Source organism: Pseudomonas sp. FBCC-B35 (genome assembly GCF_059133755.1).
Genome location: NZ_CP101439.1, coordinates 1,524,709 through 1,537,445, shown reverse-complemented (window position 1 = coordinate 1,537,445; position 12,737 = coordinate 1,524,709). Strand labels below are relative to the sequence as shown.

Annotated in this window: 12 protein-coding genes and 4 tRNA genes; 3 read left to right on the top strand and 13 right to left on the bottom strand. The window is 62.9% G+C overall.

Annotated features, from left to right (window positions below; genetic code table 11):
- The 3 genes from NMB38_RS06880 to NMB38_RS06870 all read left to right on the top strand — a co-directional run bounded on the left by NMB38_RS06880 (position 1) and on the right by NMB38_RS06870 (position 2,842).
- Positions 1 to 1,041 (top strand): AraC family transcriptional regulator, encoded by a 1,041-nt coding sequence (locus NMB38_RS06880; protein ID WP_027916503.1) that lies wholly within the window; start codon positions 1 to 3, stop codon positions 1,039 to 1,041.
- Between the two features lie 439 nt (positions 1,042 to 1,480).
- On the top strand, positions 1,481 to 2,173 hold the full coding sequence (locus NMB38_RS06875) for a 3-oxoacid CoA-transferase subunit A (protein WP_027916502.1): 693 nt from the start codon (positions 1,481 to 1,483) through the stop codon (positions 2,171 to 2,173).
- Between the two features lie 9 nt (positions 2,174 to 2,182).
- The gene (locus tag NMB38_RS06870) at positions 2,183 to 2,842 is read left to right on the top strand and encodes a 3-oxoacid CoA-transferase subunit B (RefSeq protein ID WP_027916501.1); all 660 of its coding nucleotides are present in this window, start codon (positions 2,183 to 2,185) and stop codon (positions 2,840 to 2,842) included.
- 49 nt (positions 2,843 to 2,891) lie between these two features.
- Here the strand turns inward: NMB38_RS06870 and NMB38_RS06865 are convergent, their stop codons facing one another.
- The 13 genes from NMB38_RS06865 to NMB38_RS06805 form a co-directional block, all read right to left on the bottom strand.
- Positions 2,892 to 3,776, bottom strand: coding sequence for a DUF2242 domain-containing protein (locus NMB38_RS06865; RefSeq protein WP_050587375.1), 885 nt, complete (start codon positions 3,774 to 3,776; stop codon positions 2,892 to 2,894).
- A gap of 196 nt (positions 3,777 to 3,972) precedes the next feature.
- A tRNA-Asp gene (locus tag NMB38_RS06860) sits at positions 3,973 to 4,049 on the bottom strand.
- Positions 4,050 to 4,181: 132 nt separating this feature from the next.
- Positions 4,182 to 4,258, bottom strand: a tRNA-Asp gene (locus tag NMB38_RS06855).
- 98 nt (positions 4,259 to 4,356) lie between these two features.
- Positions 4,357 to 4,433, bottom strand: a tRNA-Asp gene (locus tag NMB38_RS06850).
- A gap of 66 nt (positions 4,434 to 4,499) precedes the next feature.
- Positions 4,500 to 4,575, bottom strand: a tRNA-Val gene (locus NMB38_RS06845).
- 208 nt (positions 4,576 to 4,783) lie between these two features.
- Positions 4,784 to 5,557, bottom strand: coding sequence for an SDR family oxidoreductase (locus NMB38_RS06840; RefSeq protein ID WP_027916500.1), 774 nt, complete (start codon positions 5,555 to 5,557; stop codon positions 4,784 to 4,786).
- Positions 5,554 to 6,765: an O-succinylhomoserine sulfhydrylase gene (locus tag NMB38_RS06835; RefSeq protein ID WP_027916499.1), complete on the bottom strand. Its 1,212-nt coding sequence runs from the start codon at positions 6,763 to 6,765 to the stop codon at positions 5,554 to 5,556. The genes NMB38_RS06840 and NMB38_RS06835 overlap by 4 nt, the downstream gene beginning before the upstream one ends.
- 17 nt (positions 6,766 to 6,782) lie before the next feature.
- On the bottom strand, positions 6,783 to 8,288 hold the full coding sequence (purF, locus tag NMB38_RS06830; RefSeq protein WP_023535974.1) for an amidophosphoribosyltransferase: 1,506 nt from the start codon (positions 8,286 to 8,288) through the stop codon (positions 6,783 to 6,785).
- Positions 8,289 to 8,330: 42 nt separating this feature from the next.
- Entirely contained in the window at positions 8,331 to 8,888 is a 558-nt protein-coding gene (locus tag NMB38_RS06825) for a CvpA family protein (protein WP_027916498.1), read from the bottom strand.
- 159 nt (positions 8,889 to 9,047) lie between these two features.
- The gene (locus NMB38_RS06820) at positions 9,048 to 9,704 is read right to left on the bottom strand and encodes an SPOR domain-containing protein (RefSeq protein WP_111475706.1); all 657 of its coding nucleotides are present in this window, start codon (positions 9,702 to 9,704) and stop codon (positions 9,048 to 9,050) included.
- Positions 9,688 to 10,995, bottom strand: a complete 1,308-nt coding sequence (gene folC, locus NMB38_RS06815; protein WP_088523037.1) for a bifunctional tetrahydrofolate synthase/dihydrofolate synthase — start codon at positions 10,993 to 10,995, stop codon at positions 9,688 to 9,690. Before folC ends, NMB38_RS06820 begins: the two co-directional genes overlap by 17 nt.
- Positions 10,995 to 11,888 carry an acetyl-CoA carboxylase, carboxyltransferase subunit beta gene (gene accD, locus NMB38_RS06810; RefSeq protein ID WP_023535975.1) on the bottom strand — a complete coding sequence of 298 codons (894 nt, stop codon included), beginning with the start codon at positions 11,886 to 11,888 and terminating at the stop codon, positions 10,995 to 10,997. Before accD ends, folC begins: the two co-directional genes overlap by 1 nt.
- A 221-nt stretch (positions 11,889 to 12,109) precedes the next feature.
- On the bottom strand, positions 12,110 to 12,730 hold the full coding sequence (locus tag NMB38_RS06805; RefSeq protein ID WP_027916495.1) for a phosphoribosylanthranilate isomerase: 621 nt from the start codon (positions 12,728 to 12,730) through the stop codon (positions 12,110 to 12,112).
- Positions 12,731 to 12,737 lie beyond the last annotated feature (7 nt).

Genomic DNA, 12,737 nt, shown 5'->3' with positions numbered 1-12,737 from the left:
ATGAGCCGCCCGCAGGTAAGGCTGGGCGACCTGTCGGTAGGCTTTGTGCAACCCTTGGCGGAGGCGATTCGACGGCTGGGTCACGACCCTGCACCCTTGCTCGAACGCTATGGCCTGGACGCGGCGCGGCTGGCCCAGGCCAATGCGCGCCTGTCGATACCGCGCTACATGCACCTGGGCCACGCCGCCATCGCATTGTGCGCCGAGCCTGCACTGGGTTTGCAGATTGGCCAGTTGAGCCGGCTGGCCCATACCGGGCTGGCCGGGGTCACGGCAGGGCAAGCGCCGACCCTGGGCGAGGCGGCGCGCACCCTGCTACGCTTAGAGCCGCTGTACGCGTCCAACTATCGAGGCCATTGCACTTACTGCGAAGATGGCGAAGGCGCTTGGCTGCGTTTTTACTCCATCAGCCCCTACAACGCCTACAACCGCTTTGTGGTCGACTCGCTGCTCGTCGGCTGGCTGGCCCAGCTGGGCGACCTGGTCGGTACGCCAGTGGTGGCCGAGCGGATGGACATCGAGTTCGCAGCCCCAGGCTACGCCGCCCTCTATCAGCCCCTGTGCAGCGCGCCGGTCCGCTTTGCCGCCGAGTGCAACCAGTTGCGCCTGAGCCGCGCCACGCTGCAATTGCCAAACCCCAGGCATTGCCCCAGCACCTGGCACCAACTGCTGGCCCTGAGCGAGGCGCACATGGATCAGCTGACCCGCGTGCGCAGCCTAGGCGAGCGTATAACCCATTTGCTAGGGCCGCTGCTAAACGGTGGACGTGAACCGGAGCTCGACGAAATTGCCCTGCAGCTCCAACTTCCGCCCTGGACGCTGCGTCGCAGGCTGGCAGAAGAAGGCACGCGTTTTCGTGACCTGTTGAACGGCACCCGACGCGACCTGGCCGAGACCTATATCCGCGACACCCAGTTGAGCTTCGGCGAAATCGCCTACCTGCTGGGGTTCGCTTCGGCAGAGGCTTTCCAGCGCGCGTTCAAGCGCTGGACTGGGCTCACGCCTGGCGGTTACCGCCGCACGCAGCGACGCGGGGACTAAAGTTCGGTAGCGTCTTCGGCCGGTTCAGGCGTGTCCATCTCGTGGGCCTGAAATTCCAGCAGCTCTTCCTGGTAGTCGTCCATCTTCCTGCGTCCTTATCCGAATACGGTTTGCTGAGTTCATCGGCACCCTAGCGCGATGACGTGACAGGAGGGTGACGTGACGATGCTTTTCGCGCAGCGCGCCCTCGCGTGTCAGGATCATGGACCTGTGGACCGGCTCGTTCGTTTAATCCAATTCGCCCCTCACACAGGCCGACGCGACGCGCGCGCGCAACAACGGTTCGGTAATCGCCCAGATATTGCCTCGGCGCCTGCGCCCATGGCCCGGCTTGCGGCAAGCTAGCTTCACGTTCATTCCCCATCAAGCGCCAGTCAGTGCTCGAAGCATGGTGCACTGCACAGGTGGCGTTTTTACAAGCATCGACGGGAGCTACGCCTTGATCGACAAGACCCACGCAACCATTGCCAGCGCCGTGGCGGGCATCACCGATGGCTCGACCCTGCTGATTGGCGGTTTCGGTACAGCCGGCATGCCCTCTGAACTCATCGACGGGTTGATCGCCACCGGTGCACGCGACCTGACCATCATCAGCAACAATGCTGGCAACGGCGACACTGGCCTTGCTGCATTGCTCAAGGCCGAACGTGTGCGCAAGATCATCTGTTCGTTCCCGCGCCAATCGGACTCGTACGTTTTCGACGCCCTGTATCGGGCTGGCAAGATCGAGCTGGAGGTCGTACCGCAAGGCAACCTGGCCGAGCGCATTCGCGCAGCAGGCTCTGGCATCGGCGCCTTCTTTTCACCCACCGGCTATGGCACCTTGCTCGCCGAAGGCAAGGAAACCCGGGAAATCGACGGCCGCCAGTACGTACTGGAGATGCCGTTGCACGCCGATTTCGCCTTGATCAAGGCCCATAAGGGTGATCGCTGGGGCAACCTGATCTACCGCAAGGCCGCCCGCAACTTCGGGCCGATCATGGCCATGGCTGCCAAGACCACCATCGTCCAGGTCGACCAGATCGTCGCGCTGGGTGAGCTGGACCCGGAGCATATCGTCACGCCGGGCATCTTCGTGCAACGCGTGGTAGCGGCCCCCGCCGCCGCTCATCAGACCACCCACCCATTCTGAGGCCTGGCCATGACCATCAACCAACGACTCTCGCGTACCGCCATGGCCCAGCGTGTTGCAGCCGACATTGAGGAAGGTGCCTACGTCAACCTGGGCATCGGCGCCCCCACACTCGTCGCCAACTACCTGGGCGACAAGGAAGTGTTCCTGCACAGTGAAAATGGAGTGCTGGGCATGGGACCCAGCCCTGCGCCAGGCGAGGAAGACGACGACTTGATCAATGCTGGCAAGCAGCACGTGACCCTGCTGACCGGTGGTTCCTATTTCCACCACGCCGATTCATTTTCGATGATGCGCGGTGGGCATCTGGACATCGCTGTGCTCGGTGCTTTTCAGGTTTCGGTGAACGGCGACCTGGCTAACTGGCACACCGGCGCCGAGGGGTCGATCCCCGCGGTGGGCGGCGCGATGGACCTGGCCACCGGCGCCCGGCAAGTGTTCGTGATGATGGACCACCTGACCAAAACCGGAGAAAGCAAATTGGTGAGCGAATGCACCTACCCTCTGACGGGCATCGGGTGCGTGAGCCGCATCTACACGGACCTCGCGGTACTGGACGTAACGCCGGCAGGGCTCGAAGTGGTCGAGATTTGCGCGGCCATCACCTTCCAAACGCTGCAGGCGCTCAGTGGCGTACCGCTGATCGACCGGTCTGTCAAACCTCGCTAGCGCCTGGCCGATTTGACGCCCGAAGCGTGGCGGCGCCGGCTTTACGGCCTCATGGGGTAGAGGGCTGGCCCTGTGTAGCCGTTTGATCCTGCGGGGCTGGCACGGCCGGCTCAGCCGGCTGCACCTCGATGGGCGCCGCATCGGCCGGGGGCGCAACGGGCTGCGAGCTCAATTCATCCCCACTGTCAGGTGCCTGGAGAGCCTGCTGGCTAGGCGCGACGGCCGCGGGCGATGCACCGTCCTTGGGCGCAGTGTCTGGCTCAGCCGGTGCAGGTGCAGCCTCGACCGGGACTGGCGCTGGGTTTGCCGCAGCCTGCTCCGGCAAGCCCAGTTCCACCGCAGGCTTCTCAGCCTTGGGCGCGGGTTGTTCAGCTTTGGGCTGGCTCAAGGATTGGGCCTTGGGCTTGGTCTTGGGCAGGTAACTTTCCACCAACGCGAAGTAGCGGTCGTAAAACTGCGCGGCGGTGACTGTCTCACTGGCCACTTTCACCATGGAGTCATCGCTCGAGCCAATCGGCATCGACACCGACCCCAGCACCCCTACTCCCAGGCTTGCCGATGTATTGGACTTCTTCAGGGCATAGCGGTCCTGCAAGGCGTTGGCGAACATGGTCGAGTGCTGCTCGTCGCTCGCATCGGGCGCACACGTGACATTGAAGCTGATCTGCAGGTGGTTATCGCTGTTTTGCTGGAAACTCTTGTTGCCGACCACCTGGTTAGGGCCGCTGCTGGTGATGATATAGCCCTGGCTGAGCAGCGCACGGCGTGCGGCTTCGCAGGAGTTGGCATCCCCTACGGGAAAGCTGCGCGAGAACGTGCCTGAGTCGTCGAAGTTCTCATGCTCGTACACCGCAGGTTTCTTGGACGCACAACCGCTCGACACGGCCAACAGGGCGGCCAGCACGAGCGCACCAGAAACGGAAGATCTTGTCATCGAGGGTTCCGGGTATTTCAAGAAGGTGCCTATTGTGCAACACAGCAGCCAGGTACAGGAACCGCTGGTCGGTGAAGTACCCGCAAGGTTTCATGCAGGCGGCAAGGTAAATACGGCAAACGCCAAAAACGCAAAAAGCGACCCGAAGGTCGCTTTCGCGTAGCGCCAAGGTGTTCAAAGGCCCTTGGTGCGAAGATGGCGCAGCGGACGGGACTCGAACCCGCGACCCCCGGCGTGACAGGCCGGTATTCTAACCGACTGAACTACCGCTGCGTATCATTCAGGCTTGCGCCCGATTGAAACTTGGGTCTACCCACCAGACAGCCTGGGGGAAGGCATGAAAAACGGCTCAATGACCATTCGTCATGGTTGCCTCAAGGTGTTCTAGGGACCTTGATGCGAAGATGGCGCAGCGGACGGGACTCGAACCCGCGACCCCCGGCGTGACAGGCCGGTATTCTAACCGACTGAACTACCGCTGCGTATCGTTCAGGCTTGCGCCCGATTGAAACTGGGTCAGCCCAAGGCGCTCGACCTTGTGGCTTCAGACCGGTGACAAGCACCCATCTGTTAATCAAAATGGCGCAGCGGACGGGACTCGAACCCGCGACCCCCGGCGTGACAGGCCGGTATTCTAACCGACTGAACTACCGCTGCGCAGTGCATTCCTCTCTGGCTGTCAGCTTCTTGCAAAGCTTTGAGCGTCAGGAACATCTCAGGAAGTGGTGGGTGATGACGGGATCGAACCGCCGACCCTCTGCTTGTAAGGCAGATGCTCTCCCGGCTGAGCTAATCACCCTCGCGATGTTGCTTGTTGCGTTTGCTTCGCTGAGGCCGCGAAATTTACGCAGGTGACGACGCTAAGTCAATAGCCCTGTTGAGTTTTTTTCCAAGTCGCCGGTGCCCAGTGCAAAGCCGAGCACATCCTGATTCAGACCCAAGCCAAGCCTGGACATGAAAAAGGGACCTTGCGGTCCCCTCCTCTGCCTACCTGCCCACAAGGGCCTTCAGGTGTAGATCATCTTGCGGGTCATACCGCCGTCGACCACGAACTCCTGACCGGTCACGAACGCTGCCTGCCGGGACAGCAGCCAGGCGACCATGGCTGCAACGTCCTCGACGGTGCCCACGCGACCGGTGGGGTGCTGGGCGTGGTCGGCATCGCTCAAGGGCTCGGCACGGCGCTGGGAGGGATCTCGGGCATCAATCCACCCCGGGCTCACGGCGTTGACACGAATCTCCGGGCCCAGGCTGATGGCCAGCGCATGGGTCAGTGCCACCAGGCCCCCTTTGCTGGCGGCATAAGCTTCTGTGTCAGGCTCGGACTGCCGCGCCCGCGTGGACGTCAGGTTGACGATGGCGCCATTGTGCGCGCGCAGGTAAGGCGCACAGTGCTTGGCCAGCAGCATCGGGCCATTGAGATTGACTGCCAGCACACGATTCCATTGAGCCAGGCTCAGGCTTTCAAGCGTCTGGCTGTGGGGGTTGGCAATCGCAGCATTGCACACCAGCGCGTCAAGCCTGCCGAATTGCCCGAGCACCTCGGACACCCCGGCACTGACTTGGGACTCGTCTGCTACATCCATGGTGATGAACCAGGCATTGTCCCCCAGTGCCTTGGCCGCTTTCGCCCCCCGCTGGCGGTCGAGGTCACTGAGCACCACCTGCCAACCTTCGCAGATCAGCCAGGCGGCAATACCAAGTCCAATACCGCGCGCGGCACCGGTGACCAAAGCGACCCGGCCGTTATGGCCGGGCGTATTGAGGCCAATTTCGATCACAATGCCGCCAGTCCACGCGCCAGATCAGCCTGTAGATCCGCCACGTCTTCCAAGCCCACAGCCACACGAATCAGGCTGTCGCGGATGCCGGCAGCCGCACGCTCCTGCGGCGTCAAGCGGCCATGGGAGGTGGTGGCCGGGTGAGCGATGGTGGTCTTGCTGTCACCCAGGTTGGTGGTGATCGAGACGACCCGGGTAGCATCGATGAAGCGCCAGGCCCCTTCCTTGCCGCCCTTGACCTCAAAGCTCACTACAGCGCCGAAGCCACTCATCTGGCGCTTGGCCAATTCGTGCTGCGGATGGCTCGGCAGGCCGGCGTAATGCACTTTTTCGATGCCGTCCTGCTGCTCCAGCCACTGCGCCAGTGCCTGAGCACTCTCGCAGTGTGCGCGCATACGCAGGCGCAGCGTCTCCAGGCCCTTGGTGAATACCCAGGCGTTGAAGGGGCTGAGCGTCGGGCCCGCCGTGCGCAGGAAACCGACCACTTCCTTCATCTGTTCGGCGCGGCCCGCCACTGCACCGCCCATGCAACGGCCTTGGCCATCGATGAACTTGGTTGCGGAGTGGAAGACGATATCGGCACCGAGCTTGAGCGGTTGCTGCAAGGCCGGTGTGCTGAAGCAGTTGTCCACCACCAGCATGGCCCCACGGGCATGGGCGATTTCGCTGAGCGCAGCAATATCGACCAATTCGGCCAGTGGGTTGGAAGGCGACTCGACGATCAGCAGCTTGGTATTGGCCTGGATGGCCTGCTCCCAGCCAGCAAGATCGACCAACGGCACGTAGTCCACCTGCAAGCCGAAGCGCTTGAAGTACTTCTCGAACAGGCTGATGGTCGACCCGAAAACGCTCTGAGACACCAGTACATGATCGCCTGCACTGCACAGCGACATGACGACGGCCAGAATCGACGCCATGCCAGTGGAGGTGGCCACGGCCTGCTCGGCACCTTCCATTGCCGCCAGGCGCTCTTCGAATGCCCGTACGGTCGGGTTGGTATAGCGCGAATAGACATTGCCTGGGGTTTCACCGGCAAAGCGCGCAGCCGCATCGGCAGCCGTACGGAATACGTAGCTGGAGGTCAGGAACAGCGCTTCGCTGTGCTCGGCCTCCGGTGAACGGCACTGACCGGCGCGCACTGCCAGGGTGTCGAAGCCGACACCCTCCAGGTCGCTGTCCAGTCGCCCGGCATCCCATTGATCGGTCATGCCATCGCTCCCTGAAATCAGTTGTTGTAGAGGTCGATGATTGCGCTGACTGCCTGGGTCTTGACCTTGGCCAGGTCATTGCGGGCCTGCTCGATACGGTCAAGGTAGGCTTCATCGATATCGCCAGTGACATACTCACCGTTGAATACCGCGCAATCGAAATGCTCGATCTTGATCTTGCCGCCACCGACCGAATCGATCAGGTCAGGCAGGTCCTGATAGACCAGCCAGTCGGCGCCGATCAACTCGGCCACCTGCTCGGTGGTACGGTTGTGGGCGATCAGTTCGTGAGCGCTCGGCATGTCGATGCCGTAGACGTTGGGGTAGCGCACTGCAGGTGCTGCGGAGCAGAAATAGACATTCTTGGCGCCGGCCTCGCGCGCCATCTGGATGATCTGCTTGCAGGTGGTGCCGCGCACGATCGAATCGTCAACCAGCATGACGTTCTTGCCACGGAACTCAAGCTCGATGGCATTGAGTTTCTGGCGCACGGACTTCTTGCGGGCAGCCTGGCCCGGCATGATGAAGGTGCGGCCGATGTAGCGGTTCTTGACGAAGCCTTCGCGGAATTTCACGCCCAGGTGGTTAGCCAACTCAAGCGCGGCAGTGCGGCTGGTGTCCGGGATAGGGATGACCACGTCGATGCCATGATCCGGGCGCTCGCGCTGAATCTTGTCGGCGAGCTTCTCGCCCATGCGCAGACGCGCCTTGTACACCGAGACACCGTCCATGATCGAGTCCGGGCGGGCCAGGTAGACGTGTTCGAAAATGCAGGGTTGCAGTTTCGGGGCCTGGGCACACTGCTTGGTGTACAGCTGGCCTTCTTCGGTGATGTACACCGCTTCACCTGGCGCCAGGTCGCGAATCAGGGTGAACCCGAGCACGTCGAGCGCAACGCTTTCCGACGCGATCATGTACTCCACACCTTCGTCGGTGTGGCGCTGACCGAAGACGACCGGACGGATACCGTTGGGGTCGCGGAAACCGACGATGCCGTAGCCCGTGATCATGGCAACGACGGCGTAACCGCCGACGCAGCGGCTGTGCACATGGGAGACCGCGGCGAACACGTCCTCCTCGGTAGGCTGCAGCTTGCCGCGCACGGCCAGCTCATGAGCGAATACGTTGAGCAGCACCTCGGAATCGGAGTTGGTATTGACGTGACGCAGGTCCGACTCGTAGATCTCCTTGGCCAACTGCTCGACGTTGGTGAGGTTGCCGTTGTGAGCCAGGGTGATGCCGTATGGCGAGTTGACGTAGAATGGCTGGGCCTCGGCGGAGGTCGAGCTGCCGGCTGTCGGGTAGCGCACATGGCCGATGCCGATGCTCCCCACCAGGCGTTGCATGTGGCGCTGCTGGAACACATCGCGCACCAGGCCATTATCCTTGCGCAGGAACAACCGGCCGTCATGGCTGGTCACGATACCGGCAGCGTCCTGGCCGCGGTGCTGGAGGACCGTAAGCGCGTCATACAGCGCCTGATTGACGTTCGACTTACCGACGATACCGACGATGCCACACATGCGACGCAACCCCTACTTTGATGAAACTTGAGTGAATAGCGCTCAAGGCCGGGTCGGCCCGAGCAGCTGCTCCTTGAACGGAAGATCGGCCGGTGTGCTGATCGCTCCGTTGGACATCCATTGGCTGGTGAAGCCCACGACCAGGTTTTTGGACCAGTCGGCTACCAGTAGAAACCGTGGGATCAGGCGAGACTCCTGCCACCACGCGTCTTGTTGAACCGGCCCCAGGCTCAGCAGCCCGAGTGCCACGACCACCAGCAGGCCGCCCCTGGCGGCGCCGAAGACCATGCCCAGAAAACGATCGGTGCCCGATAGGCCGGTAACACGGATCAGTTCGCCGATGAGAAAGTTGAGCATCGCCCCCACCAGCAAGGTGGCGACAAACAAGATACCGCAGCCGGCGATCACACGCATGGAGGGCGTCTGAATATAGCTCTCCAGGTACACCGAGAGCGAGCCACCGAACATCCACGCCACCGCACCGGCAATGATCCAGATGAGCAAGGACAGGGCTTCCTTGACGAAGCCGCGTTTGAGACTGATCAGTGTGGAGATGGCGATGATCGCGATGATCGCCCAATCAACCAGGGTAAATGCCACGGTGCTGCCTGCAGATCGTTGAGGCGGCGGATTTTACCAGAGCGACGAGGGCTTAGGTAAGCGGAATGTCAGTGGATCGCCCAGCCAGGACAGCAAGCCTGCTGGGCACCGCCAATATGCTCGCTGACTGGGACGGGACGGCAATGCCGCCCCTCTCCTTCAGCTGCGTTCCGGCTGGAAGCGCACGACGAAGCCTTTGAGGCTGTTTTGGCGGTTGATGGCATCGCGGGTGCGCTCGGCGTCGGCACGCTCGATCAGCGGGCCGACATACACCCGATTCATGCCACCGGCTGCGCGGATATAGGCGTTGTAGCCCTGGCTACGCAGGGTCTGCTGCAGCTTCTCGGCGCCTGCCCGGTTGGACAGGCTCGCCAATTGAATCGACCAACTGACCGGCAGGCCGTTGGCGTCCAGTTTGGACGGCGCGCCGGCCTTGGTCGACGTTGCTGCTGGCGCAGAAGCGGCCGGCGCCTTGGGCTCTACCTTGGCCACGGCCGGCGGAGCAGGTTGGGCCTGCTGGGTCTGCGGCGACGGCGTGATGGGCTGGCTGGGCGCACGCGCTGGCGCGGACGACTCGTCTACCACCACCGGCGCCGGATCCGCTTGCTCTGGCAAGGCCTGGGGTTCGGGCACGGCAACAGGGTCGACCTTTACCTCAGGCACCGACGGTGCAACAGGCGCCTGAGGGGCATCGACGTGCACCTCACGCATTTCATCCTGCCGCGAAAACAGCATTGGCAGGAAAATCACCGCCAGCGCGACCAGCACCAGCGCACCGATCATGCGCTGCTTCATTCCTTTATCCAGCACTGCCATCTATCCCACCCTCCTGGGGATGCCGCTGCAACCATTCCAGCGCCTGAGCGACACAGAAAAACGAACCGAACAGCAGGATCTGATCATCTGCCGTGGCGTTCGCGCACTGCCCCTCCAGGGCAGCGTCGACGCTGGCATAAGACTTCACTGTGGCGCCGAGGTTCGTCAGGGCCTGTGCCAATTCAGCAGCAGGCCGACTACGCGGGGTGGCAAGCGGTGTAACGGCCCACTCATCGACCAGGGCCTGCAAGGGCGCGATCACACCCTCGAGGTCCTTGTCGCACAGCAAGCCGAACACGGCCAGACGCCGGCCAGCCAGTGGCCTGGATGCCAGACGCCGGGCCAGGTACTGAGCTGCATGTGGGTTGTGCCCGACATCCAGCAGCAGCTCGACCGCAGCGCCACGCCAGTGGATCACGCGCCGATCGAGGCGACCCGTGATGCGCGTATCGACCAGTGCCTGGCGCAGCTGCGCAGGACGCCAGGGCAAGCCGCTCAGCAGGTAGGCCTGCAGGGCCAAGGCGGCGTTTTCCATGGGCAGATCCAGCAGGGGCAGGTCCATCAAGACGACTTTTTCACCTTCGCCGGATGTGCCGTGCCAGCTCCAGCCATGCTCGGCCACCTGAAGGTCGAAGTCGCGGCCCCGCAACCGCAGCGGAGCTGCCAGTTCGCTGGCCTTGTCGAGCAACGGCTGAGGCGGATCGAGGTCTCCACAGAGCGCGGGCTTGCCGGCACGGAAGATACCTGCCTTCTCGAAAGCCACCTGCTCGCGGGTATCGCCCAGGTAATCGATGTGATCGACCCCGATGCTGGTCACGAGCGCGATGTCGGCGTCCACGACATTCACCGTGTCCAGCCGCCCACCCAGCCCGACTTCCAGCACCACCGCATCGAGCTGCGAACGCTCGAACAGCCAGAACGCCGCCAGGGTACCCATCTCGAAATAGGTCAGGGAGATTTCGCCGCGCGCCGCCTCGACCGCTGCGAACGCCTCGCACAACTGCGCATCGCTGGCTTCAACGCCGTCAATGAGCACGCGCTCGTTGTAGCGCAGCAGGTGCGGCGAACTGTACACGCCGACCCTCAGCCCCTGTGTGCGCAGCAGCGAAGCGAGGAACGCGCAAGTCGAACCCTTGCCGTTGGTGCCCGTTACTGTCACCACACGCGGGGCAAGCTTGCCCAGTGCCAGGCGCGCCAGCACCGCTTGCGAACGCTCCAGCCCCATGTCGATGGCAGAGGGGTGCAGCTGCTCGAGATAGGCGAGCCACTCGCCAAGGGTCCGTTGGGTCATCACGCGACAGCAGCCGCCTCGAGGGCCTCGACCGGGGTCTGCTGGCCGGTCATCTGGGCCAGCAGGCGCGCCAGCCGTGGACGCAGGTCGCCCCGGGAGATGATCAGGTCGATGGCACCGTGCTCCAGCAAGAATTCGCTACGCTGGAAGCCTTCAGGCAACTTCTCGCGTACGGTCTGCTCGATGACGCGTGGGCCGGCAAAGCCGATCAGGGCCTTGGGCTCGCCAACGATGACGTCGCCCAGCATCGCCAGGCTGGCGGACACGCCGCCGTAGACGGGGTCGGTCAGTACCGAGATGAACGGGATGCCTTCTTCACGCAGACGCGCCAGCACCGCAGAGGTCTTGGCCATCTGCATCAGCGAGATCAGCGCTTCCTGCATGCGGGCACCCCCGGAAGCCGAGAAACACACCATCGGGCAGCGATGTTCCAGGGCATAGTTGGCTGCGCGCACGAAACGCTCGCCGACGATGGCACCCATGGAGCCGCCCATGAAGGAAAATTCAAACGCGCTGACCACGATCGGCATGCCCATCAGGGTGCCGCTCATGGAGATCAGGGCGTCTTTTTCACCGGTCTGCTTCTGCGCGCCGGTCAGACGGTCCTTGTACTTCTTGCCGTCGCGGAACTTCAGCCGGTCGACCGGCTCCAGGTCGGCGCCCAGCTCGGCACGGCCCTCGGCATCCAGGAAGATATCGATGCGTGCACGTGCGCCGATGCGCATGTGGTGGTTGCACTTGGGGCATACGTCCAGGGTCTTTTCCAGCTCCGGACGGTACAGCACGGCCTCACAGGACGGGCATTTGTGCCACAGGCCTTCAGGTACCGAGCTCTTCTTCACCTCGGAACGCATGATGGAAGGGATCAGTTTGTCGACTAACCAGTTGCTCATGCTTTCTTTCTCCAGTATCGGCGGGAGGGGACCAGCGTAGCCGGCCTGCCCTGCCCTTTTGAGCTCAAATGCTTATGAAACGTAGGTGATGCGGCAACCCGGGTTCATCACCCCTGCCGCACCACCCTGAACAATTCGGTTGACCGCCCCACGCAGGGCCGGCTGGCCCATGGGGCTGAGATAGCTATGGACGATGGCGCGCTGCCTGCCGTCACATCTGCTCAAGCCTGTTTCACCGCGCGTACGAATGCTTCGATCCTGGCCGCGTCCTTGATGCCCTTGGCCTGCTCGACACCGCCGCTGACATCGACCGCGTACGGGCGCACCTGGGCGATCGCCTGCCCGACGTTGTCCGCCGACAGGCCACCGGCCAGAATGATCGGCTTGCCCAGGCCGGCAGGCACCAGTGACCAGTCGAACGCTTCGCCCGTGCCTCCAGGGATACCCGGCACGAAGGTGTCCAACAGGATGCCGGATGCGTCGGCATATTGCCGGCACGCAAGCTTCAGGTCGTCACCCGGACGTACCCGCAAGGCCTTGATCCACGGCCGGTGATGGCCTGCGCAATCGTGCGGGGTTTCATCACCATGGAACTGCAAGAGGTCCAGTGGCACCGCTTCGAGTATTTCACTCAGCTCGCAACGCGTGGCATTGACGAACAACCCGACCGTGGTCACGAAGGGCGGCAGCTCGGCAATGATGGCGCGTGCCTGCTGTACGGTCACGGCACGCGGGCTCTTGGCATAGAAGACCAGCCCGATGGCATCGGCGCCAGCCTCGGCAGCCGCCAGTGCGTCTTCGATGCGGGTGATCCCGCAGATTTTACTGCGAACGATGCTCATGGACAGC

Coding starts and splice junctions, on each gene's coding strand:
- accD (WP_023535975.1), bottom strand. CDS start 11,888: ATGAGCAACTGGTTAGTCGACAAACTGATCCCTTCCATCATGCGTTCC.
- NMB38_RS06805 (WP_027916495.1), bottom strand. CDS start 12,730: ATGAGCATCGTTCGCAGTAAAATCTGCGGGATCACCCGCATCGAAGAC.
- NMB38_RS06870 (WP_027916501.1), top strand. CDS start 2,183: ATGACCATCAACCAACGACTCTCGCGTACCGCCATGGCCCAGCGTGTT.
- purF (WP_023535974.1), bottom strand. CDS start 8,288: ATGTGTGGCATCGTCGGTATCGTCGGTAAGTCGAACGTCAATCAGGCG.
- NMB38_RS06880 (WP_027916503.1), top strand. CDS start 1: ATGAGCCGCCCGCAGGTAAGGCTGGGCGACCTGTCGGTAGGCTTTGTG.
- folC (WP_088523037.1), bottom strand. CDS start 10,995: ATGACCCAACGGACCCTTGGCGAGTGGCTCGCCTATCTCGAGCAGCTG.
- NMB38_RS06835 (WP_027916499.1), bottom strand. CDS start 6,765: ATGACCGATCAATGGGATGCCGGGCGACTGGACAGCGACCTGGAGGGT.
- NMB38_RS06820 (WP_111475706.1), bottom strand. CDS start 9,704: ATGGCAGTGCTGGATAAAGGAATGAAGCAGCGCATGATCGGTGCGCTG.
- NMB38_RS06865 (WP_050587375.1), bottom strand. CDS start 3,776: ATGACAAGATCTTCCGTTTCTGGTGCGCTCGTGCTGGCCGCCCTGTTG.